Here is a 21,109-nt window from a genome sequence, read left to right as displayed (position 1 = left end):
GGCCTGTTTGGCGTGATTGGTTACCTGTTCATCAAGCTGGGCACAGAACCTGCTCCGCTGCTGCTGGGCTTTATCCTGGGGCCGATGATGGAAGAGTACTTGCGCCGTGCACTGCTGCTCAGCCGTGGGGACTGGAGTGTGTTCCTCACACGCCCCCTGTCAGCCAGTCTGCTGGCCGCGGCCGTGCTGTTGCTGGTCGTGGTGCTGATGCCTTCCATCAAGGCCAAGCGCGAAGAGGCGTTTGTTGAAGATTAATTTTTGAGTCCGTCCTTCCCTTGAACATCCAAACCGCGCAGCACCCACAACGCCTCTCGCTTCACAACGAAGTTCACGCCCGCCCGCCCGAGTCCATGGCTTCGCCCATGGCGCTCTCGCATGTGGTCATGGTCTGCAATGCCGAGCAGAGAGAGGCTAGCCGCGCGCACATTGCCGCCTTGGCGCGCGACCACCATCTGGCCGCGCCGGATGCGGATTCCATTCATATCCGCATGGACCTGGGCTTGTACCGGCTGCGCTGGGAGCTGCACACCGAGTTTGTGACCTGGACCTTCATGCGCCCGATCAGTAACCAGGTGGGCACGGACCGAGAGCCCGAGCTGGCGCTGAACGCCGTGCCCCAGCAGTGGCTGGCCAACCTGCCGGGCGGCTGCCTGGCCAGCCTGCACCTGTGGGTGTTGTCCACCAACGAGGTGGACACGGGTCCCTGGATACGCCAGCTGCTGCACGAGGACACGCTGGTGGCTTCCACGGTGGCCGATGGCTTTGGCGAGGTGTACACCGACTTTGCGGTGCATGCGGACGGTTTTTCTCGCATGGTGCTGCTGGCCGGTGGTGTCACACCGCGGCGCCTGGGGCGCCTGGTGCAGTGCCTGCTGGAGATCGAGACTTATCGCATGGCGGCCCTGCTGGGTTTGCCCGCGGCACGCGATGCTTCGGTGGTGCTGGCATCGGCGGAGCGCGAACTGGCAGAGCTGGCCGAGGCCATTCGCAGTGCCACGCGCGATGACGAGCCCATGCTGCTGGATCGGCTGACACGCCTTGCGGGGCAGGTAGAAAGCCAGCATGCGGCCACGCATTCCCGTTTTTCAGCGAGTGCGGCCTACTTTGAGCTGGTGGACAAACGCATTGAAGACATTGCCGAGTCGCGCCTGGCCGGTATGCAAACCATTGGCGAGTTCATGGAGCGCCGGCTGACCCCTGCGCGCAGCACCTGCGCCTGGTCCAGCCGCCGCCAGGATGCGCTGTCGCAGCGCGTATCGCGCATCAGCAACTTGCTGCGCACGCGGGTGGAGATCGAGCAGCAGCAGAGCAGCCAGGCCCTGCTGGCGACCATGAACAGCCGCCAGGACATGCAGCTCAAGCTGCAGTCCACGGTGGAGGGACTGTCTGTAGCGGCCATTACCTATTACATCGTCGGCTTGGCTAGCTACTGGGCGAAGGCCGCGCAGCACTGGGGCTGGCCCTGGAGTCCGGAGCTGACGGCTGCGGCCGCCATTCCGGTGGTGGCGGGCACCGTGTGGTGGTCCCTGCGTCGCCTGCACCACCGGGTGTTTCGGGCGTCATAGGCAAAGTCAATCCGGTTCATTGGATCAATCAAACCAAAACATGGTGTGTAGGCTCTAAGATTCAGGCTGTTCATGTTCAGAACAGCAACTTCTAGAGGAAAACCACCATGTCATTGATCAACACCCAAGTCGTCCCATTCAAGAACGAAGCTTTCCACAACGGCAAGTTTGTGACCGTGACCAACGAGACCCTCAAGGGCAAGTGGAACGTGTTCATCTTCATGCCCGCAGCGTTCACCTTCAACTGCCCTACCGAAGTGGAAGACGCCGCTGAGCACTACGCAGAATTCCAAAAGGCCGGTGCCGAGGTCTACATCGTGACCACCGACACCCACTTCGCCCACAAGGTGTGGCACGAAACCTCTCCCGCCGTGGGCAAGGCCAAGTTCCCCCTGATTGGCGACCCCACCCACGCCCTGACACGCGGTTTTGACGTGCACATCGACGAAGAAGGCCTGGCGCTGCGCGGCACTTTCATCATTGACCCCACTGGCACCATCAAGACGCTGGAAATCCATTCCAACGAAATCGCCCGTGACGTCAAGGAAACTGTGCGCAAGCTGAAGGCTGCCCAGTACACCGCCGCCCACCCCGGCCAAGTGTGCCCCGCCAAGTGGAACGAAGGCGCCAAGACCATTACGCCTTCCCTGGATCTGGTCGGCAAGATCTAAGCCCATCCGGCAAGACGGCAGAGCGCCTTGAGCGCTCACTAGCCGGACAGCGTCCTGGTGCGTGTGCGCCAGGCCGTCCGGCTTTTTTATGCCCAAATTGGGCTGTAGCCCGCGTGTAGTGTGTGCAAGCAGCTACCAAATGAATAGCAAAAGGAATCACCATGCTCGACGACACCCTCAAATCCCAACTCGGCGCCTACCTGGAGCGCGTGACGCTGCCGATCGAGATCGTGGCGTCCCTCGGTGAGGACGACAACTCGGTGGAAATGCGCGACCTGCTGCAAACCATCCAGAGCCTGCGCACCGACAAGATCACCGTCGCCTATGACGGACAGGACGCTCGCAAGCCTTCTTTCACCCTGAAGCGTGCTGGTACTGCCACCAGCTTGCGCTTTGCCGGCCTGCCTCTGGGCCACGAGTTCACCTCGCTAGTGCTGGCCCTGCTGTGGAGCGGCGGCCATCCCCCCAAGGTGGAGCAGGACGTGATCGACCAGATCAAAGCCTTGTCCCCCGCGGATGGCGGTGACTTCAATTTCGAGGTCTACATGAGCCTGACTTGCCACAACTGCCCGGACGTGGTGCAGGCCCTAAGCCTCATGGCCATTCTCAACCCCAAAGTGAAGACGACCGTCATCGAAGGCGGTGCCTTCCAGGACGAAATCAACGCCCGCGAAATCATGGCCGTGCCCAGCGTCTACCTGAATGGCGCACTGTTTGGCAACGGCCGCATGCTGGTCGAAGAAATTGTGGCCAAGCTGGATACTGGCGCTGCTGACAAAGACGCGGCCAAGCTGTCTGCCAAAGACCCGTACGATGTGCTCATCGTCGGCGGTGGCCCTGCGGGGGCCGCTGCAGCCGTGTACGCCGCCCGCAAGGGCATCCGCGTGGGTGTGGCGGCCGAGCGCTTCGGTGGCCAGGTAAACGACACCATGGCCATTGAGAACTACATCTCGGTGCAGGAGACCGACGGCCCCAAGTTTGCTGCCGCACTGGAAGCCCAAACGCGCTCCTACGGCGTGGACATCATGAACCTGCAGCGCGCCGACAAGATCGTGCCCGCAGCCCAGCCTGGCGGCCTGACCGAAGTGGTGCTGGCCAACGGCGGTTCGCTCAAGGCCAAGACAGTCATCCTGTCCACCGGTGCGCGCTGGCGCAATGTCAATGTGCCCGGCGAACAGGAGTACAAGAACAAGGGCGTGGCCTACTGCCCGCACTGCGACGGCCCGCTGTTCAAGGGCAAGCGCACCGCGGTCATCGGCGGCGGCAACTCAGGCATCGAAGCCGCCATTGATCTGGCTGGCATCGTGGCCCACGTCACCGTCATCGAGTTTGCCGACCAGTTGAAGGCCGACGCCGTGCTCGTGAAGAAGCTCAACAGCCTGCCCAATGTGACCGTGCACACCAACGCCCAGACCACCGAAATCACCGGTGCCGATGGCAAGGTGAACGGCCTCAAGTACAAGGACCGCGCCACCGGCGTGGAACACCTAGTGGAACTGGAAGGCGTGTTCGTGCAAATCGGCCTGGTGCCCAACACCGAATGGCTCAAGGGCACGATTGAACTCAGCAAGTTCGGCGAGATCATCGTGGACGCCAAGGGCCACACCAACGCATCCGGCGTGTTTGCGGCGGGCGACTGCACCACCGTGCCGTTCAAGCAGATCGTGATCGCGGCGGGCGAGGGATCGAAGGCGGCGTTGAGTGCGTTTGACCATTTGATTCGGCAATAAGCGGATCACTTGCCCCGTTGACGCTGAGCTTTTTGAGGCGTTGGGTTTGAATGAGAAAGGGCGCTGCGGCGCCCTTTCTCATTGCGCGAGCAGCTATGGTTTTTGTAGCGTATTGATTGGCGACATCGTTGATAAGCTGTCAAGCGGACTTGTTGTGCCTCCGGCAGCCACCGTCAGCACGGGCTTGCTTGTTGCATCGACGCCATGAACGGCAAAGACGTTCTTTGCCAGATCGATTCCAGCCGTTACGATTGCGATGACATCCTCTCTCGGACAAGTTGATGAAAAGTTCGCACTTCCCACCATGGCACTCAGTTGCCGTTAACCGCAACCCTGACGGGTCGCGGCTTGCACGGGACGGGGAAGTCCCTTTCATTCGTTAGGCCGCGCATGAATAACCTGCCTCTCGATCAGTTGCTCTTCGAAATCGAGGACGTTCTGCGAGCGATGCCTCCTTCGCAGAGCCTGGGCAACGACGACTCAGATGTGCTTGCTTGGCTCGGTCGAGCTTCAGCAGCGGTTCATGCATGGAACCCCGCGAAAGCGACTATGTTCTTCGATGGCTACGTCGGGCGCCTGAGCTCCTCAATGGCTCGAGACTACACGCCCGCTATGCGCGGAGTGCTGGTGATGCTGCACCAAGCTCGTCATGACCTTCGAATGAAGACTACCGGCCCGCTCTCGGTGGTTGTAGCAAAAGGCGGTGTCTTTGAGTACTTTGATGAGCTTCGCCGTGTCGTCGAACTTGCACGAACCGACGTGCTCTTTGTTGACCCCTACCTCGACGCTGAGTTCGTCCCCCGCTACTTGCCCTTCGTCGCGAAGGGAGCAGCGGTGAGGTTGCTTGGTAGGGAGAAGATTCCGGCCTTAGTTGCAGCGGTTGGGCTCTTTGCAGCACAACATGGTTTGTCTGCGGCGGTGCGCTCGTCTGGTGGGCTGCACGATCGCTACGTGCTCATCGATGGCTCTGAGTGCTATCAGTCAGGGGCTTCCTTCAAGGACGGTGCGAAGAAGGCCGGGACGACCCTTACTCAGATTACAGACGCTTTCGCAGGGGTGCGCGACACATATGAGGCGCTTTGGACCAGCGGAACAGTTCACCTGTAGCGCAGCGGTACTCTTTGCCGTGCTGAGTGGCCCGGCCGCTTTTGCGGTGTCAGGGGCTGAGTGCGTCGGCGACCAAAAACCTTTTGCGGAGCTGCAGGCTGACAAAAGCTTCACCGTTGAAGGCCCGTTCACGGTTGCGGATATTGAAGCCAAGCACATGATTCAGATTCGAGAGACGGGCAAGCTTGTGCCGTTTGGCAATGCGCAGGAGCGATGGAATACCTTCAAGGGCACAATGCTGGACGGCGATCAGTTCTTCAGTCTGGCTTTTCGTGTCGACCGCTATCAGATGGACGGGCTGGCTCTGATTCACGCTGGCTGCCTCGTGAAATTTCTTTTGGTCAATGCTGATTATTGATCCGGCCCCATGAAGTTTGAACTGCTCTATCACCGCCGACCAGTACGCATCGTTCTTGCAACGGTCATCAGTTATCTGCTGGCCGGTGCCGCAGTCGTTTTATACATAAAGTGGCCGCACTACGAAGGCCATTCTCATGTGCCGTTCAGCGGCTTTCCCGCGTTCTTCGTTTGGTCGCCCGTTGTACCGTATGCCGTTTTGAGCGATCTGTTGGCAGCGCCGCCCAAAAGTCTGGACGCTTGCATCTTATTCTCTGTAGTTTTTTGTACGCTACTTTGGTGTTCAATCAGGCTTTCCCAACCAAGTGCTGCGGCCAAACGGCGCTAAATTCTGTCGCTATGCAGCGCCCGTCAAATCTTTGCCACGACATAAGATGAAGCATCGCCGTCTGTATACCTTTCTTGCTGCCATCGCTTTGCTGCTAGGCATTGGCTTCGCCATTCCTGAGGAACCCCGCATTCCTGTAGCGGGCGCCACCTCGAAAGACTGGAATCCAAAGTCATTCTGGTATGAGCCATGGGGAATTTCCGGCGTGCATAAAGGTATTGATGTGTTCGCACACCAAGGTAGAAATGTTGTATCCGCCGTCCCAGGTGTTGTCCTCTATCAAGGTCGCCTCGGTATTGGTGGCAACGTGGTTGCGGTCCTAGGGCCGAAATGGAGAGTGCACTACTACGCACACTTGGCCGATGCCGATCCGTCGCCCCGCTTCCTTGCCAAGGGGGCGGTGCTAGGTTTGGTTGGAACTAGCGGAAACGCCGCAGGCAAGCCGCCACATCTGCACTATTCAGTTGTGTCGCTCATCCCTCTGCCATGGCGCTTTAGTTCAGAGACACAAGGGTGGAAGAAAATGTTCTTCCTAGATCCAGGTGCTCTGCTGCAAGCTGGCGCCTAATCGTTAGGCCGCAATGGCAACCATGTTTTCAATCCGACCCTTTCAATCCCCGGACTGGCCGTCCCTCTGGCCGATCCTACAATCGGTCTTCGCAACCGGAGACACCTATGCCTTCTCTCCGACTAGTACCGAGGCCGAGATTCACAACACATGGGTCACACTTCCTCAGGCTACCTTCGTTGCCACAACTGCCGCTGGCACTGTCATTGGCACATACATCCTCAAGCCAAACCAACCGGGGCTTGGCAGTCACGTCTGCAACTGCGGCTATGTTGTCGCTGAGTCCGCGCGCGGCCACGGTGTCGCTGCGGCGCTTTGCGAACACTCACAAGCGCAGGCGCGCGCGCTGGGCTACCGATCCATGCAGTTCAACTTGGTCGTTTCCACCAACGTAGTTGCTGTGCGTCTGTGGCAGAAACTTGGTTTTTCCATCGTCGGCACACTACCTGGCGCCTTCAAGCACAGCCGCATGGGCTACGTTGACGCTTATGTCATGCACAAAAGTCTCGTTGTGGACTAACACCTCGAACGCTAACCCGCAGAAGCAAAGCTCTCCCGGAGAGCACTACCATCATTCAAACGACCTTGTTCGTTGGACAGGTTTCACGCATCTATTAAGGTAAGTGCTGCAATCAACACCCGGAGTCAGTTCTCATGAAGTTTTTCCTTTCGTCCGTTTTCGTCGCCGCAATCTTGGCCGTACCTGGTGTCGGCTACAGCCAGGTTGCGGTGTCCCCGAATCCCAACCACGAGCAATTGCTGGCCAGCAGCGACACCAAGTCGGCCGCGAACAAGCGATTGGTTTATGACTTTTGGCGTGAGGTTTTTGAAGGCGGGCACATGGAGCTTGCGGACAAATACATGGCCGAGTCCTACATTCAGCACAACCCGGACGTACCGACGGGCCGAGCCGCTTTTGTCGAGTTCTTTCAGAAGTTCAGCAAACCAAAGGCTATTGAGGCGAAAGTGAAGGCGCCGCTGGTTTCGATCGTTGCAGATGGCGACTTCGTGGTCCTGTCTTTTGTGCGCGAACTGCCCGACCCGAAGGACTCCACGAAGAAGTACACGACGACTTGGTTCGACATGTTCCGTATTGAAAACGGAAAGATTGCCGAGCACTGGGATCCTGCGACCAAACGCTGAGCAATAGATGTCGCATCGAGAGGCGCCATGAATCGCCAGATATTTTTTAAGTTGCTATCTGAGCAACTTTTTCCGCTTCAGAGAGCCGCGTTGAATTCATTGCTAGGTATGGGGCTTTTCCAAATAGTTTCCTGGCATTGGCTGACGAAGTCGACCCCGCTTCTTTAAATCCCCGAGGGGCACTGCACCTCGCACGTATTGCGCATTACCTCGGCAAGACCGCGAAAGCTTTGGGCTTTGCGCGCTCGGGGTTCACCAGGTCGGCCGAAGCCGCAATAAACTTGCGTGTTGATCTCATGGAAGTCATCCGCAATGCGGGTGGCTCCTAACCTCCTCATGGGCCGGACACGCTCCATGGGGCCATCGCCTGTCTGCAGCATCTACATCCATTTCCGTGCCTGTCCGTATCTACCTCGCCCCCATGGAAGGGCTTCTCGACTTTGTCCTGCGTGACATCCTGACCCGCGTGGGCGGGGTGGAGAAGTGCGTGTCGGAGTTCATTCGCATCACGCACTCGCTGATGTCGGAGAAGGCTTTGCTACGCACGGTGCCCGAGCTGGCCCATGGTGCGCGCACCTTTGCCGGCGTGCCGGTGTGGCCGCAGTTGCTGGGGTCGGATGCGGTGTGTATGGCTGAGAACGCAGCCCGCCTGGCCGAGATGGGTTCGCCCGGCATTGACCTCAATTTTGGCTGCCCGGCCAAGGTGGTGAACCGGCATGGTGGCGGTGCCACGCTGCTGCAAGACCCGGAGATCCTGCACACCATCGTGGCCGCGGTGCGCGCGGCCGTGCCGGCCCACCTTCCCGTCACCGCCAAGATGCGACTGGGCTACAACGACGACAGCTTGGCGCTGGACTGCGCGCGGGCGCTGGAGGCCGGTGGTGCAGCCGAGATTGTGGTGCACGCGCGCACGAAGGCGCAGGGTTACCGCCCCCCGGCCTACTGGGACCGTGTGGCCGATGTGCGCGAAGCGGTGCGGGTGCCGGTGGCGGTGAACGGAGAAATCTGGACCGTGGAAGACGCACAGGCGGCCGTGGCGCAAAGCGGTTGCAGCATCGTCATGCTGGGTCGCGGCATCGTGGCGCGCCCCGCGCTGGCGCGCAGTGTTCTGACTGCCATGGGCACGGTAGATGGCAGCATCGCCCAGCCTGGCGATGACTGGAGCTGGGAGCAAATGGGCCCGCTGATGCACGCCTTCTGGCAAATAGCGACGACCCATCTGGAGAAAAAACAGCAGGCCGGGCGCGTGAAACAATGGCTCAACTTGCTGCGCCGCCACTACCCGCAGGCGCAGACGGCGTTTGACGAGATGCGCACCTTGGTCAAACCCAGCGATGTGGAAGCTTGGATGCGCGTAAGAATCCCCCAGCCATGAACATTCACCTCGGTTACCGCCCCAGCTGCATTGGCCGCATCGTCGAGCTACACGCCAGCTACTACGCCCGCACCGCAGGCTTTGGTGTGTCGTTTGAAGCCAAGGTGGCGTCCGGTCTGGCGGCGTTTTGCCTGGACTACCAGCCGGACCGCGACGGCCTGTGGTTGGCGGAACAAGACGGCGTGATCCATGGCTCCATTGCCATTGATGGATCGCACGCTGCAGAGTCCGGCGCGCACCTGCGCTGGTTCATCACCTCAGACGCCTCACGCGGCCAGGGCGTGGGCTCACAGTTGCTGGAAGCTGCCCTGGCGTTTTGCCGGGCGCGTGGCTACCGGCAGGTGCACCTATGGACGTTTGATGGCCTGCACGCGGCACGGCACCTGTACGAAAAGCATGGCTTCACGCTGACCCGCAGCCAACAGGGCACGCAGTGGGGCAAAGAGGTGACAGAGCAGCTGTTTACATGCCAAATAGGCCTCTAGCCCCCGTCGATATTGCGCGAGCAGCTCCTGAATTCGTAGCAAGCGGCGCCGGACGCTAGGCCCACAAGCTCTCCAGTCCCTCTACTGGCACAAAGCGTTTGTTGCGGATAGCCAGCCGCGTGGGGCCGGGCAGGGCGCGTGCGGGCACCGAGTGCCGCGGGTCGCCGGGGTAGCAGAGGATGACCTCGCCGTTGTCGCTGAAGTTCTCCGGGCAGACGCAGGGCGGTGTCTGTTGCCGTGCGGTGTACAGTGCCTCGGCGGCACTGGCATAGCGCGCCAGGTGTGCCAGGCTCATGATCTGCGGCGGCGCCATTTCAATCTCGCCACGGTGGTAGCGCAGCAGCGCTTCCTTGGGGGTAAGCCAGATGCTGGCCGTGGTCTCGAAGTTGTCGTGGCTGGCCTCCTGGTCCGCGGGCGCCCGCGCCAGAAAGAAGCGGGTGTCAAAGCGCTTTTTGCTCAGAGCCGCCATGCGCGGTGTGATCCAGCGACTCCAGGGCACCAGTGCACTGGCTTGTAGCATGGGGCCCGATGCTGCCACCCAGGCTTGCCAGTCTTGGGGCTCAGGGCTCGCCGGGCGCGTGGTACCAGCGGCCAATAGCACGCCAGCCTCTTCAAACAGCTCGCGCAGCGCTGCCACATAGAGGCCGGCCGCAATGCCACCACCAACTTCAGGTTCGCTCAGCTGCTGGGCGAGCACTTCGGCGGACATATCCAGAGCACTCACGGCGGCGGGGGAACTGTCATGCGCGTCCAGCTTGCCGCCGGGAAACACATAGGCCTCACCAAAGGTGTCTGAGAGGCCGCTGCGTTTCATCAAAAACACTTCCAGGCCTGCTGGGCCATCGCGCAGCAGCACCACGGTGGAGGCATCGCGCGGCGCGCCAGTGGCGGGTTCAAGCATGTCATGCATGGGACTGTCTTTTCTCTTGTGTTTTTTAGTGAGCGATTGCTTGAATTAAAGTACGTGCAGCTGGCAGGGGCTATACGCACAAGCCCCTAGCCTGATCCAACAACCCGAGGAGACAAGCAATGCATCTGGATTTCAAAGGCCGTGTGGCCATCGTAACGGGCGCGGGCGGCGGTTTGGGCCGCCAGCATGCGCTGGCCCTGGCCGCCCGCGGTGCCAAGGTGGTGGTGAATGACCTGGGCGGTGCACGTGATGGCTCGGGCGGCTCATTGTCGGCGGCCGAAGCGGTGGTGGCCGAAATACGGGCGGCCGGTGGCGAAGCCATGGCCAATGGTGCGTCCGTCACCGACTTTGAGGCGGTGCAGGCCATGGTGAAGCAGGCAGTGGACGCCTGGGGCCGTGTGGACATTCTGGTGAACAACGCAGGTATCTTGCGCGACAAAAGCTTCTCCAAAATGGAGGTGAGCGACTTCCGCCTGGTGGTGGACGTGCACCTGATGGGCGCCGTGCACTGCTGCAAGGCCGTGTGGCCCTATATGAACGAACAAAAGTACGGGCGCATCCTGATGACCACGTCGTCGTCGGGCCTGTATGGAAACTTTGGCCAGAGCAACTACGGCGCGGCCAAGCTGGCGCTGGTGGGGCTGATGCAAACCCTGTCGATTGAAGGCGCCAAGAACAACATCCGCGTGAACAGCCTGGCCCCCACAGCCGCCACACGCATGACCGAAGACCTGATGCCGCCCGCCGTGCTGGAGGCGCTCATGCCCGAAGCCGTGGTACCCGCCATGCTGGTGCTGGTGAGTGAGGATGCGCCCACCCGCACCACGCTGTGTGCCGGTGCCGGCAGTGTGGAAGCGGCCCACATCACGCTGACCCAGGGCACCTGGATCGGCCTGGATGCGCAAAGCCCGGAGCGTCTGGCCGCCCAGCTGTCGGAGGCGCTGGATCGCAATGGCGAAGCCGTGCCGCAAAGCGGTGCAGCGCAGGGCGCACAAGAGGTGAGCAGGGCGTCCGCGCGACTGGCGCGTTGACCTACAGCGCACCTGCTGCGGTGGGCGCCGCCTCTTCCGGCACGCGTGTGGCGCCTGACTGCGCCAGCGCGCGCCGCTCGGCCACATCCATCACGGCCGTGGGGTCGGTTTCCAAAGCACTTTTGTGGGCAATGCCAATGCCGAAGCGCGGCTGGAAGGTGTGGTTGGCATCTTTGATGCCCAAAATCTTCAGCGGCCGGGTCAGCACGGCGCGCAGCCGTAGCACCATGCGCTCCACTTCCTGCGCGTTCTTCACGGCAGAAATCACCACCACAAAGCAGCGCGGGTGGTACAACCCGACCACGTAGCGAAAGCCCACCGCACGCCGGATACGCGCCGTCATGGCTTGCAGGATTTGTTGCTCCACGCCGTGCCCGGCGGACTCACCCAGCTCATACAAATTGCCCAGATGCAGGCACACCACCGCGCATTCCCGCTTCAGGCGGGCGCTGCGCCAAAAGGCATCGTCTACCTTGGATACGAGGACCGAACCGGTGTGCAGGCCCGTGGCCGGGTCGGTGCCGGAGGCTTTTTTGGTCAGGCGAATCAGCTGCTTGTTGACGCGGTTGCGCTTTACGGTGAGGCCCGTGATCAGCAAGAAGTGGCACAGCGTGCAAAACGCGATCAATGCCGTCAGGGGCCAGCTCAGCGCGCCGGGCGACAAAGCCTGCCCGAACATGCCCACCACCATGGCCACCAGGAACAGGCAGGCCAACACCATCCAGCGTGCCAGATCGTCACCCAGCAGGGCTGCGCGGATGGTGATCACCAGCCCCACCAAGGCGCCCAGTGTGCTCAACATGCCGGCGACCAGCAGGGGCGACGTGCTATGGGGGTCGTCCCCATACAAGACATACGCCGTAGCCACCACCGCGGTCGCAATCAGGCCCAGGGAGACGAAGACCATGCTGCGGTAGACCGCGCGGTCGTCGCGCTTCACCCCCAGCCAGAGGCCCAGGTAGGTCAGCGCCAGCGCACCGCTCAGCGGCGCCATGCTGACTTTCATCACCTCCATGGTCAGTTCAGGAATCTCAGGAAACAGCTGACCCGCCAGGCCCGACATGATCACGCAGCTCCAGCCGGTCAGCAATACAAAGACCAGCGCGCGCCAGGCACCCACGGTGGGATTGATCACCAGGTCGGACAGGGCCACGATGGTCAGGGTGAGAAATCCCCCCAACATGCAGGACCAGACAATGAGTTCCGAGGTATCCATCGGCGGCATTATTCCATCCGCGAGCAATAAATGGCGGCCTGTGGTACCTTTGCGCCCCACAGAAAGAGGAAGGGCCCCTAGGCATGGACAGTAATCAAGTGGCCTTGAGCGCCCTGACAGCACAGCGTTTGCGCGGTATCCGCCGGGGCGTGGAAAAGGAAAGCCTGCGTGCGCTGCCCAGCGGCCTGCTGGCCATGACGTCGCACCCCCAGGCCCTGGGCTCGGCACTTACCCACCCGCACATCACCACCGACTTCAGCGAATCCCAGGTGGAGCTGATCACCAGTGTGCACGCCGACCCCGATGCCTGTGTGGAGCAGCTCACCCAGATCCAGCAGTTCACGCTGCGTGCCATGGGCGATGAGCGCCTGTGGGTGTCCAGCATGCCCTGTTGTTTGCCCGAAGACGATGCCATCCCTATTGGCCAGTACGGCAGCTCCAACGTAGGGCAATCCAAGAGCGTGTACCGCATGGGTCTGGGCCACCGTTACGGCCGACGCATGCAAACCATCTCGGGCATCCACTACAACTGGTCGCTGCCTGATGTGTCCAGCGAGCAGTACTTTGGGCTGATTCGCAACTTCCGCCGCCACGCCTTTTTGCTGCTGTACCTGTTTGGCGCTTCACCCGCCGTGTGTTCGTCCTTTGTGGCCGGGCGCCAACACCAGTTGCAGCCCCTGAGCAGCGGCACCATGTACCTGCCCTATGCCACCTCGTTGCGCATGGGGCGCCTGGGTTATCAGAGTGATGCGCAGTCGTCCCTGGCCGTGAGTTACAACAGCCTGGAGGGCTATGCCCACTCGCTGCACGGTGCCCTGACAAAGCCTTACGCACCCTACGAAGCCATTGGCGTGAAGGCTGCGGACGGCAGCTACAACCAGCTGGCCACCACCCTGCTGCAGATCGAGAACGAGTTCTACGGCACCATCCGCCCCAAGCGCGTCACCTTTGCGGGCGAGCGCCCGCTGCATGCGCTGCGCGAGCGCGGTGTGGAGTACGTGGAAGTGCGCCTGATGGATCTGGACCCGTTCGAGGTGGTGGGCATCAACAGCCAGACCATGCGCTTTCTGGATGTGTTTTTGTTGCACTGCCTGTCGTCGGTCAGCGCGCCTGATACGCCGCAGGAAATTGCTGCCGTCGCGCGCAACCAGCATGCGGTGGCCGAGCGGGGCCGCGAGCCTGGTTTGCAACTGCAGCGCGGCGATGCCATGGTGGAGTTGAAGGCCTGGGGCGAAGAGCTGTTGAGCGGCATGCTGCCCTACGCGCAGGCGCTGGACGCAACCCATGGCGGCAGCCAGTACCAGGACGCCTTGCGCGCTGCAGAGCACGGCCTGCAGCACCCCGACACCTTACCCTCAGCCCGCGTGTTGCGCGAGATCACGGAGCGCCATGAGGGCTCGTTCGTGTCCTTTGTGCGGGCGCAGTCGGAGCAGACGCGTGCGGCCATGCTGCAAGCGCCGGTGGCGGCGGACGCAGCGGCCGGCTTTGCTGCAGAGTCACAGAAATCGTGGGATGCGCAACGCGCGATTGAGGCGGCCGACACCATGCCCTTTGGCATCTACCTGCAGGAGTATTTGGCTCCGCGCAGGTTGCAGGCCCAGTCGATCAAGGCCGTGCTGGCCTGATCGACTTTCGCCGCCGCTGAATTAGGCGGCTTTGCGAGCGCGTGTGGCCGTCTTGGCCACGGCGCGTTTTGCAGACGCCACTTTGGCCTTGGTCTTGGAGCCGGCAATCTTGCTCACCAGCGCGCCACTCTTGGCTTCGATCTTGGACGCCACGTTGTTCACGGCCACAGCTGCGGGCACAGCGGCTACTGCAATGGTGTTCAGGGTGGTCAGACCGGTGGATTTTTCAAAGCGGCTGGCGTTGGCTGCCATTTGTTCCAGGCCCTTGCCGGCCAGTGCCACAGCCTTGTTCACCGCAGTGTCGGCACCGTCAGTGGTCAGGGTCACGCCCTGGGTGTACAGCGAGGTGACTTTCTTCTGGGCAGCCAAGGCATTGGTGCGCACTTCGGTGCTGATGCGATTGCCGGCCTTCTTGACGGCAGCGGCCCAGGACTGGTCCACATAACCCACGGCGCGGGCATTGCCCACGCGGTAGGCGTTGATCACGTTCTTGGCGGTGTTGCCGTAGGACTCGATCAGTTCGTTGGTGACGGTGGACAGCTTTTTGTTGGCCATGGAAAACTCCTGCAAGGTAGGTTGAATAGAAAGCACTGCCTTGCATTCTCCAAAGGCCGCCTAGTGAAGGCACCTTAAATCCTGCGTCTATCCTAGAGCTAGCTGCCTAAGTTGCGCAGCTCTTCAGCCTGCCGCGTGGCCACTGAGACAACCGGCGACGTCCGCGCCCGGCATGGGTTTGCCATGCAGATAGCCCTGGATCTCCTCGCAGCCCATGTCCTGCAGCAGTGTGTGCTGGGCCTGGGTTTCCACGCCCTCGGCAATCACGCTGAGGCCCAGGCTGTGTGCCAGCGAGATGATGGCCTGGGCAATCACCTGGTCGTCGCGGTCGGTACAAATCTGGCGCACAAACGACTGGTCGATCTTCAACACGTCCAGCGGAAAGCGCTTGAGGTAGGCCAGGCTCGAATAGCCGGTGCCAAAGTCGTCAATCGCCAATTTCAGGCCCATAGCCTTGAAGCGGCGCAGCAACTCCAGCGTGTGGTGCAGGTCCAGCATGGCTGTGCCCTCGGTGATTTCCAGCTCCAGTTGCTGTGCGGGCAGGCCCGAGTTTTCCAGCGCCGCCTCCACGTGGCGGAACAGCTGCGGGTCACCAAACTGGCGCAGCGACAGGTTGACAGCCACACGCAGCGGTGGCGCTCCTGAAGGTCGCAGCGCCTGCCAGGCCACGGCCTGTTGGCAGGCCTGCTGCAGCATCCAGGCGCCCATGCCCACGATCTGGCCGTTGTCCTCGGCAATGGGGATGAACTTGGCGGGCGACACCAGGCCTAGCGTGGGGTGCTGCCAGCGCATCAGCGCCTCAAAACCCTTGACCGCACCGCCCTGTGCCAGCACCTGGGGCTGGAAGAAAGCGGCCAGTTCTTGCCGGTCCACCGCGCGGTGCAGGTCGTTGTGCAGGCGAAAGGCCGAGCTCAGGTCGGGTGCGGCGCTGGCGTCGTGCACAGCAATGTGCTGGCCCGGTTGCGCACGCGCAGCGGCCAGCGCCAGGTCCAGCCGCGCCAGCACCACCTCGGGCCGGTCGTCGGTGGCAATTTGCGTGCACACGGCCACCGAGATGGTGGGGAAGTGCTCATCGCCCGCCACCGATACAGACTGTGCCATGGCGCCCAGCAGGTGGTTGGCGATGACGGAGTGCGACAAACCCTCAGGCCAGCGCGGGGCCAGCACAGCCAGCCGGTCGTCACCCAGGCGCGCCAGCACGCAGCGCCCGGCCTGGGCCATGGGGGCGGTTTGGGTGAGTGCAGCCAGTCGCCGTGCCAGAGCACCCACGCACGCATCCAGCGGGCCGGCGCCCAGCACCTGGGCCATCTGCGCCAGGTTGTCCAGTCCCACAACCAGCAGCACCAGTGCCTCCTGCGGCTCTGGCGGGGCGCTCAGCGCATCGTTAAGCAGCAGCAGAAAGTGCGCGCGGTTGGGCAGGTCGGTGGCGGGGTCGTAGTGCAGCAGGTGGTGGGCCTGTTCCACACGCCGTTTGCTGGCCGTCTGTTGGGCCGCGGCTTTGTCCAGTTGCGCCTGAATGCAGGTCAGCAGCTCGTCGCGCTGGAAAGGCTTGGTCAGGTAGTCGTCGGCACCCAGATTCATGCCCTGGCGCACATCGCCGCGGTCGGCCTTGGCGGTCAGCAGCACGACGGGTATGTGTGCCACGGCTGCATCGGCGCGCAGGGCGCGCACCAGCTCGTGGCCGGTCATCTCGGGCATCATCACATCGCTGAGCACGATGTCGGGCAGCTCCGTCCGAATCAGTTCCAGCGCCTCCCGTCCGTTGGGGGCGGCGAACACGGTAAAGCCCTCCATGCGCAGCAGCAGGCTCAGGTTGTTGCGGATGTCGGTCTCGTCTTCCGCAATCACAATTCTGGCGCTCATGCAGACGGCCCTTCGGCGCCACCGGAATGGCCCAGGCGCACAGTGAAACTGGTGCCCTGGCCCGCCGCACTGGCCACTTGGATGCTGCCACCGTGCAGATCCACCGAGTTCTTGACGATGGCCAGGCCCAGGCCCGTGCCCTGGATCTCGCCCACATTGCTGGCGCGGTGGAAGGATTCGAACAGGTGCGGTATTTCCTCGGTCGGAATGCCAATGCCCTGGTCGGACACCTGCATCACCACCTGATCGGCCTCGCGCCGCATGGTGAAGCGCACCTCGCCGCCCTGGGGGGAGTACTTCATGGCGTTGGACAACAGGTTGCCAAAAATATGGCCCAGCAACTTCTCGTCATACAGGCCGGTGGCGGGCTGCACATCAAAGTCGGTGACCAGGGTGCAGCGGCAGTCGGGGTGCTGGGTTTTGGCGTCTTCCACCAAGGTGTGGCCCAGGGCCACCAGGTCCAGCAGCGTGGGTTTGAATTCCAGCATCTGGGCCTCGGCCTTGCCCAGCAGCAGCACACGGTCCAGCATGCGCGTCATGCGCTGCACGCCGTTCTCGATGGTCTGGATCACGTCGATCTTGTCGGACGCCGGCATGCGGTCACCGTAGTACTTCAGCAGCTCGGCCGACGACAGGATGGTGGCCAGCGGCGTGCGGAACTCATGGCTGGTCATGGCCACGAAGCGGCTGCGCAGCTCGTTGAGTTCCTTCTGCTGCTCCAGCGCGAAGCGCGTGCTCTGCTCTGCCTTGATGCGCTCGGTAATGTCCAGCAGGGTCCAGATCACGCCCGAGTCGGGGTCGGCCGCACGCACGCGGCTGCCCGCCATCTGCACCCAAAACACCTCGCCGTTACGCCGCTTGAGCTGGCGCTCGTTGGAGAAGCTGCCGGTGGCCTGCAGGGCCACGCGTTGCTCTTCGCCCCAGCGCGCCCAGGCTTCCAGGTCGGTGTGCACCATGGCGGTGGACTGGCCCAGCAGTTCTTCGCGGGTGTAGCCCACCATCTCGGCGTACTTGTCGTTCACCCACTGGTGCTTGCGGTCCACCGACAGCACGATGCCGACCAGCGCGCTGTGCAAAATGGCCTCGCGTTCAGAGGACGTGCGTTGCAGGTCCACCTCGGCCTGCTTGCGCTCGGTGATATCAGAGAAAAAGGTGAGTGTGCCCGGCGTGCCATCCCAGGGCACGACGGTCACGCCGATGTCGATCCATCGCACCACGTTGTCGGGCAGCAGCAGGCGGATCTCGTAGCGGTTGGGCACGTCTTCACCGGCCAGGCGGCGCTTGCGGCGGTCGTCCACCAGGGCGCGGTCGTCGGGGTGGATGCGGTGCAGGTAGCCTTCACGCAGCATGTCCTCGCGCGTCATCTGTACCAGCTCGGCGGCGCGGTGGTTGGCAAACACAAAGCGACCATCCTGCACGACCAGCATGCCTTCGCCCGAGTGCTCGATCACTGCACGGTAGCGCTCTTCCGACCGCTGCAAGGCCTCGGCGATTTGCTTGCTCTCGGTGATTTCCGAGAAGAAAGTCAGCGTCGCCATGCCGCCTTCCCAGGCTACGGGCGTGGGGCGGATGTTGAGCCAGCGCACCACCCCATCGTGGCCGATGTGGCGTGCCTCGTAGTGGCGGGCAATCTCCTGGCCGCTGGCCAGGCGCTGGCGCAGCTCCAGCACATCGGCTTGGTCGTCGGGGTGGATCCACTCCACCGGGTCGGAGCCAATGATTTTCTCGTTGGGCACGCGCAGGATCTGGCTGGCCTGCTGGTTGGCAAACACGATGCGGTTGTACTGCGCCACAAACATGCCTTCGCCCAGGTGTTCCACCACCGAGCGGTAGCGCTCCTCGGAATTGCGCAGTGACTCTTGGGCCTTGCGGCGCTCCGTCACGTCGCGGATGGAGGCGCCAAAGCCCTGGCCGCGTTCGTTGTTGATGTTCCATATTGACAGCTCGATGGGGAACAGGTGGCCGTCCTTGTGCAAGGCTTCGATCTCGATGATGCGGTTCAGCACCTGGGCATGGCCGGTCTGCAGAAACCGGCGCATGCCGTTCTCGTGTGCATCACGAAAACGATGCGGAATGACGAGTTCGGACATGCGCCGGCCCACGGCCTCGTCACGTGTCCAGCCCAGCACGCGCTCGGCGCCGGGGTTCCAGTCGGTCACAAAACCCTCGGTGTCCATGCCCAAGATCGAATCAGGCGCTGATCCCAGCAGGCCCTGCAGGTGGCTTTCGCTTGCCTGCAGTTGGCGCAGGGTTTCGCTCAGTACCTCGGGGGTCAGCGGCGCGCTGCTGTCAGGGGCGTGGGGCAGGCTCATGGGCTGGGTACCGGTGGCAGGCCCAGCGCGTGGTGCACGCGCCGCTCCAGCAGCGCCGCGGTAAAGGGCTTGAGGATGAAGTCGGTCACGCCACCGTCGATCGCGCTTTTGACAAAGCTTTGCGCGTTTTCGCCGGTGATCATGATGAAGGGCAGCAGGGCGTAGGTGGGCTCCTGGCGCACCCGCTCCAGCAGCTCGCGCCCGGACATCTTGGGCATGTTCCAGTCGCACAGCACCAGGTCGAACGACTGCGCCTGGATCAGTCGCCAGGCTTCTTCGCCATTGCGTGCCAGCGTGATGTTGGTGAACCCCATGGCGCCGAGCAATCGGCGCACGATGTTGCGCATCTCTTCCATGTCTTCCACCAGCAGCAGGCTGGCGCTTAAAAGTGAATTCACGTGCGGACGCCCCCTGATTCCTCTTGTTCGGCAAAGTGTAGCCTGCTCCCCCGCTCGGCGGAATGCGGGTTGGCCCCCAATCTGCCCGACAATCCTGCCCTGACCCTTCACCTACACAAGAAAGAACGCGCGCATGGCCATTCAGTGGTTTCCCGGGCATATGCACCTGACCCGCAAGGCGATCCAGGACCGCATCAAGGCCATTGACGTGGTGATCGAGCTGCTGGATGCCCGCCTGCCCGGTTCCAGCGCCAACCCCATGCTGGCCGAGATGACCGCCGGCAAACCCGCGCTCAAGGTGCTCAACAAACAAGACCTGGCCGACCCCGCGCGCACGGCGCTCTGGCTGGCGCACTACAACGCCATGCCCGGCGTGCGCGCGCTCCCGTTGGACGCAAGCATGACCACGCCCGCACGTGCGTTGGTGGCCGCCTGCCACGAGCTGGCCCCGAACCGCGGCGGCATGGCCAAGCCCATGCGCGTGCTGATCTGCGGTATTCCTAACGTGGGCAAGTCCACCCTCATCAACACGCTGAAGGGCAAGCGCGCGGCCAAAACCGGCGACGAGGCCGGCGTGACCAAGCTGGAGCAGCGCATCACCATTGCGGACGACTTCTACCTGTACGACACGCCCGGCGTGCTGTGGCCGCGCATCATCGTGGCCAAGAGCGGCTACAACCTGGCGGCCAGCGGCGCCATCGGCAAGAACGCGTTTGACGAAGAAGAGGTGGCCCTCGAATTGCTGGACTACCTGCGCCAGCACTACGCGGCCGAGCTGGAGGCACGCTACAAGCTGACCGGCGTGGCGGAACAGAGCGACGAGCAACTGCTGGAGGCCGTGGGCCGCAAGCGTGGCGCGCTGCAAAGTGGCGGCAAGATCAACCTGCAAAAAGCTGCCGAGATCGTTATCCACGACTTCCGCGCCGCCGTGCTGGGCCGTGTCAGCCTGGAGACGCCTGAGGAATTCGCCCAATGGCTGGCCGCGGGCCAGAAGCTGGACGCCGAGCGCCAGCTGAAGAAAGACGCCATCGAGCTGGACCGCCAGATCCGCTTCAAGAAAGTCCCCCGGCCGCCCAAGGCGAAGGATGAGGATGAAAGTGGCCTCTAGCCCTCGTGGAATATGCGCGAACAGCTCCTGAATTTATAGCAAACCCATGTGCATCAACTTCCAGCCTGCTGCCAATCCGGCCTTTATGACCGAGCGCCTGGGGCCGCTGGAGCCGCCTGTGGGGCAGTGGCCGCAAGATATTTACCCCGGCTATGTGGCCCCCGTGGCGGTACGCCGCCGCCAAGGTGCCAGCACGGCGGCGCTGCGCCTGGCCCAGTTTGGCCTGGTGCCGCACTGGTGTTCTGACGCTGCGCAAGCGCGCGACATCAGCCGCAAGACCTACAACGCACGCAGCGAGACGGCCGCTAGCAAGCCCAGCTTTCGCAGCGCCTGGGCAGCCGGCCAGTGGGTGCTGGTGCCGATGGAATGCTTTTTTGAGCCTTGCTGGGAGGACGCGCCCGCCAACGGCGGCCGCCCCACACGCTGGCGTATAGGCCGCGCCGATGGCCAGCCCTTTGCCGTGGCCGGCCTGTGGGACCGCTGGACCGACCCCGCCTCGGACGCGCAGTCGGGCAGCTTCACGGTGCTCACGGTCAATGCCGATGGCCATGCCGTCACCGGCCGCATGCACCGCCCCGACGAAGAAAAGCGTATGCCCGTGATCGTGCCGCCCGCGCACTACGCCGATTGGCTGAACGCCAGCCCGGCGCAGGCCCTGGACCTGATGCGCGCCGCGCCTGCCAGCGAGTTGACGGCCGCACCTGCGCCGCTGAACCCTGATATTCCCGCCCCACCGCAAACCCTGCCGCTTTTTTAGGAAAG

Annotated in this window: 21 protein-coding genes and 1 pseudogene; 16 read left to right on the top strand and 6 right to left on the bottom strand. The window is 62.5% G+C overall.

What is annotated here, in order from left to right; genetic code table 11:
* The 12 genes and pseudogenes from AC1DZ5_RS16985 to AC1DZ5_RS16930 form a co-directional block, all read left to right on the top strand.
* Positions 1–255: pseudogene (locus tag AC1DZ5_RS16985) on the top strand (tripartite tricarboxylate transporter permease); the annotation flags it as partial.
* A gap of 20 nt (positions 256–275) precedes the next feature.
* Positions 276–1,565 carry a DUF3422 family protein gene (locus tag AC1DZ5_RS16980; protein WP_477891156.1) on the top strand — a complete coding sequence of 430 codons (1,290 nt, stop codon included), beginning with the start codon at positions 276–278 and terminating at the stop codon, positions 1,563–1,565.
* A gap of 107 nt (positions 1,566–1,672) precedes the next feature.
* Positions 1,673–2,236 carry an alkyl hydroperoxide reductase subunit C gene (ahpC, locus tag AC1DZ5_RS16975; RefSeq protein WP_477891154.1) on the top strand — a complete coding sequence of 188 codons (564 nt, stop codon included), beginning with the start codon at positions 1,673–1,675 and terminating at the stop codon, positions 2,234–2,236.
* A 161-nt stretch (positions 2,237–2,397) separates the two neighbouring features.
* Positions 2,398–3,966, top strand: a complete 1,569-nt coding sequence (ahpF, locus tag AC1DZ5_RS16970; RefSeq protein WP_477891152.1) for an alkyl hydroperoxide reductase subunit F — start codon at positions 2,398–2,400, stop codon at positions 3,964–3,966.
* A 390-nt stretch (positions 3,967–4,356) separates the two neighbouring features.
* A complete protein-coding gene (locus tag AC1DZ5_RS16965; RefSeq protein ID WP_477891150.1) occupies positions 4,357–5,073 on the top strand; it encodes a hypothetical protein in 717 nt (238 codons plus the stop codon).
* Complete coding sequence (locus tag AC1DZ5_RS16960) at positions 5,036–5,431, top strand: hypothetical protein (RefSeq protein ID WP_477891148.1); 396 nt, start codon at positions 5,036–5,038, stop codon at positions 5,429–5,431. Before AC1DZ5_RS16965 ends, AC1DZ5_RS16960 begins: the two co-directional genes overlap by 38 nt.
* A gap of 9 nt (positions 5,432–5,440) precedes the next feature.
* Positions 5,441–5,758: a hypothetical protein gene (locus AC1DZ5_RS16955; protein WP_477891146.1), complete on the top strand. Its 318-nt coding sequence runs from the start codon at positions 5,441–5,443 to the stop codon at positions 5,756–5,758.
* A gap of 46 nt (positions 5,759–5,804) precedes the next feature.
* Entirely contained in the window at positions 5,805–6,326 is a 522-nt protein-coding gene (locus tag AC1DZ5_RS16950) for a M23 family metallopeptidase (protein ID WP_477891144.1), read from the top strand.
* Between the two features lie 13 nt (positions 6,327–6,339).
* On the top strand, positions 6,340–6,846 hold the full coding sequence (locus tag AC1DZ5_RS16945) for an N-acetyltransferase family protein (RefSeq protein WP_477891142.1): 507 nt from the start codon (positions 6,340–6,342) through the stop codon (positions 6,844–6,846).
* 134 nt (positions 6,847–6,980) lie between these two features.
* Entirely contained in the window at positions 6,981–7,469 is a 489-nt protein-coding gene (locus tag AC1DZ5_RS16940) for a nuclear transport factor 2 family protein (protein ID WP_477891140.1), read from the top strand.
* A 421-nt stretch (positions 7,470–7,890) separates the two neighbouring features.
* Complete coding sequence (locus tag AC1DZ5_RS16935; protein WP_477891168.1) at positions 7,891–8,844, top strand: tRNA dihydrouridine synthase; 954 nt, start codon at positions 7,891–7,893, stop codon at positions 8,842–8,844.
* Complete coding sequence (locus AC1DZ5_RS16930) at positions 8,841–9,329, top strand: GNAT family N-acetyltransferase (protein ID WP_477891138.1); 489 nt, start codon at positions 8,841–8,843, stop codon at positions 9,327–9,329. The genes AC1DZ5_RS16935 and AC1DZ5_RS16930 overlap by 4 nt, the downstream gene beginning before the upstream one ends.
* A gap of 55 nt (positions 9,330–9,384) precedes the next feature.
* Here the strand turns inward: AC1DZ5_RS16930 and AC1DZ5_RS16925 are convergent, their stop codons facing one another.
* Complete coding sequence (locus AC1DZ5_RS16925) at positions 9,385–10,239, bottom strand: NUDIX hydrolase (RefSeq protein ID WP_477891136.1); 855 nt, start codon at positions 10,237–10,239, stop codon at positions 9,385–9,387.
* 119 nt (positions 10,240–10,358) lie between these two features.
* On the opposite strand from AC1DZ5_RS16925, the gene AC1DZ5_RS16920 reads away from it, so the two are divergent.
* Positions 10,359–11,270 (top strand): SDR family oxidoreductase, encoded by a 912-nt coding sequence (locus AC1DZ5_RS16920; RefSeq protein WP_477891134.1) that lies wholly within the window; start codon positions 10,359–10,361, stop codon positions 11,268–11,270.
* Position 11,271: 1 nt separating this feature from the next.
* Here the strand turns inward: AC1DZ5_RS16920 and AC1DZ5_RS16915 are convergent, their stop codons facing one another.
* Positions 11,272–12,495, bottom strand: a complete 1,224-nt coding sequence (locus tag AC1DZ5_RS16915) for a GGDEF domain-containing protein (RefSeq protein ID WP_477891132.1) — start codon at positions 12,493–12,495, stop codon at positions 11,272–11,274.
* 74 nt (positions 12,496–12,569) lie between these two features.
* Between AC1DZ5_RS16915 and gshA the strand changes: the two genes are divergently transcribed.
* Positions 12,570–14,111, top strand: a complete 1,542-nt coding sequence (gene gshA / locus AC1DZ5_RS16910) for a glutamate--cysteine ligase (protein WP_477891130.1) — start codon at positions 12,570–12,572, stop codon at positions 14,109–14,111.
* A gap of 21 nt (positions 14,112–14,132) precedes the next feature.
* Here gshA and AC1DZ5_RS16905 read toward each other — a convergent pair whose 3' ends face one another.
* The 4 genes from AC1DZ5_RS16905 to AC1DZ5_RS16890 all read right to left on the bottom strand — a co-directional run bounded on the left by AC1DZ5_RS16905 (position 14,133) and on the right by AC1DZ5_RS16890 (position 19,239).
* On the bottom strand, positions 14,133–14,666 hold the full coding sequence (locus AC1DZ5_RS16905) for a hypothetical protein (protein WP_477891129.1): 534 nt from the start codon (positions 14,664–14,666) through the stop codon (positions 14,133–14,135).
* Positions 14,667–14,789: 123 nt separating this feature from the next.
* A complete protein-coding gene (locus AC1DZ5_RS16900) occupies positions 14,790–16,529 on the bottom strand; it encodes a putative bifunctional diguanylate cyclase/phosphodiesterase (protein ID WP_477891128.1) in 1,740 nt (579 codons plus the stop codon).
* Positions 16,526–18,841, bottom strand: coding sequence for a PAS domain S-box protein (locus AC1DZ5_RS16895; RefSeq protein WP_477891126.1), 2,316 nt, complete (start codon positions 18,839–18,841; stop codon positions 16,526–16,528). Before AC1DZ5_RS16895 ends, AC1DZ5_RS16900 begins: the two co-directional genes overlap by 4 nt.
* Positions 18,838–19,239 (bottom strand): response regulator, encoded by a 402-nt coding sequence (locus AC1DZ5_RS16890; protein WP_477891124.1) that lies wholly within the window; start codon positions 19,237–19,239, stop codon positions 18,838–18,840. The genes AC1DZ5_RS16895 and AC1DZ5_RS16890 overlap by 4 nt, the downstream gene beginning before the upstream one ends.
* Positions 19,240–19,372: 133 nt before the next feature.
* Here AC1DZ5_RS16890 and ylqF point away from each other — a divergent pair, with 133 nt between their 5' ends.
* Complete coding sequence (gene ylqF / locus AC1DZ5_RS16885; RefSeq protein ID WP_477891122.1) at positions 19,373–20,347, top strand: ribosome biogenesis GTPase YlqF; 975 nt, start codon at positions 19,373–19,375, stop codon at positions 20,345–20,347.
* Positions 20,348–20,393: 46 nt separating this feature from the next.
* Entirely contained in the window at positions 20,394–21,104 is a 711-nt protein-coding gene (locus tag AC1DZ5_RS16880; RefSeq protein ID WP_477891120.1) for an SOS response-associated peptidase, read from the top strand.
* Positions 21,105–21,109: the final 5 nt, after the last annotated feature.

The organism is Rhodoferax sp. P1_F3, assembly GCF_056405715.1.
The sequence above is the reverse complement of the archived record's forward strand: the minus strand, read 5'-3'. Positions and strand labels throughout refer to the sequence as shown.

What these genes read in the sequence shown, in the direction of transcription:
- ylqF (WP_477891122.1), top strand. Translation starts at nt 19,373, where the DNA reads ATGGCCATTCAGTGGTTTCCCGGGCATATGCACCTGACCCGCAAGGCG.
- AC1DZ5_RS16950 (WP_477891144.1), top strand. Translation starts at nt 5,805, where the DNA reads ATGAAGCATCGCCGTCTGTATACCTTTCTTGCTGCCATCGCTTTGCTG.
- AC1DZ5_RS16900 (WP_477891128.1), bottom strand. Translation starts at nt 16,529, where the DNA reads ATGAGCGCCAGAATTGTGATTGCGGAAGACGAGACCGACATCCGCAAC.
- AC1DZ5_RS16935 (WP_477891168.1), top strand. Translation starts at nt 7,891, where the DNA reads ATGGAAGGGCTTCTCGACTTTGTCCTGCGTGACATCCTGACCCGCGTG.
- AC1DZ5_RS16960 (WP_477891148.1), top strand. Translation starts at nt 5,036, where the DNA reads ATGAGGCGCTTTGGACCAGCGGAACAGTTCACCTGTAGCGCAGCGGTA.
- AC1DZ5_RS16880 (WP_477891120.1), top strand. Translation starts at nt 20,394, where the DNA reads ATGTGCATCAACTTCCAGCCTGCTGCCAATCCGGCCTTTATGACCGAG.
- ahpC (WP_477891154.1), top strand. Translation starts at nt 1,673, where the DNA reads ATGTCATTGATCAACACCCAAGTCGTCCCATTCAAGAACGAAGCTTTC.
- AC1DZ5_RS16920 (WP_477891134.1), top strand. Translation starts at nt 10,359, where the DNA reads ATGCATCTGGATTTCAAAGGCCGTGTGGCCATCGTAACGGGCGCGGGC.
- AC1DZ5_RS16945 (WP_477891142.1), top strand. Translation starts at nt 6,340, where the DNA reads ATGGCAACCATGTTTTCAATCCGACCCTTTCAATCCCCGGACTGGCCG.
- AC1DZ5_RS16965 (WP_477891150.1), top strand. Translation starts at nt 4,357, where the DNA reads ATGAATAACCTGCCTCTCGATCAGTTGCTCTTCGAAATCGAGGACGTT.
- AC1DZ5_RS16940 (WP_477891140.1), top strand. Translation starts at nt 6,981, where the DNA reads ATGAAGTTTTTCCTTTCGTCCGTTTTCGTCGCCGCAATCTTGGCCGTA.
- AC1DZ5_RS16930 (WP_477891138.1), top strand. Translation starts at nt 8,841, where the DNA reads ATGAACATTCACCTCGGTTACCGCCCCAGCTGCATTGGCCGCATCGTC.
- AC1DZ5_RS16915 (WP_477891132.1), bottom strand. Translation starts at nt 12,495, where the DNA reads ATGCCGCCGATGGATACCTCGGAACTCATTGTCTGGTCCTGCATGTTG.
- gshA (WP_477891130.1), top strand. Translation starts at nt 12,570, where the DNA reads ATGGACAGTAATCAAGTGGCCTTGAGCGCCCTGACAGCACAGCGTTTG.
- ahpF (WP_477891152.1), top strand. Translation starts at nt 2,398, where the DNA reads ATGCTCGACGACACCCTCAAATCCCAACTCGGCGCCTACCTGGAGCGC.
- AC1DZ5_RS16955 (WP_477891146.1), top strand. Translation starts at nt 5,441, where the DNA reads ATGAAGTTTGAACTGCTCTATCACCGCCGACCAGTACGCATCGTTCTT.
- AC1DZ5_RS16895 (WP_477891126.1), bottom strand. Translation starts at nt 18,841, where the DNA reads ATGAGCCTGCCCCACGCCCCTGACAGCAGCGCGCCGCTGACCCCCGAG.
- AC1DZ5_RS16925 (WP_477891136.1), bottom strand. Translation starts at nt 10,239, where the DNA reads ATGCATGACATGCTTGAACCCGCCACTGGCGCGCCGCGCGATGCCTCC.
- AC1DZ5_RS16905 (WP_477891129.1), bottom strand. Translation starts at nt 14,666, where the DNA reads ATGGCCAACAAAAAGCTGTCCACCGTCACCAACGAACTGATCGAGTCC.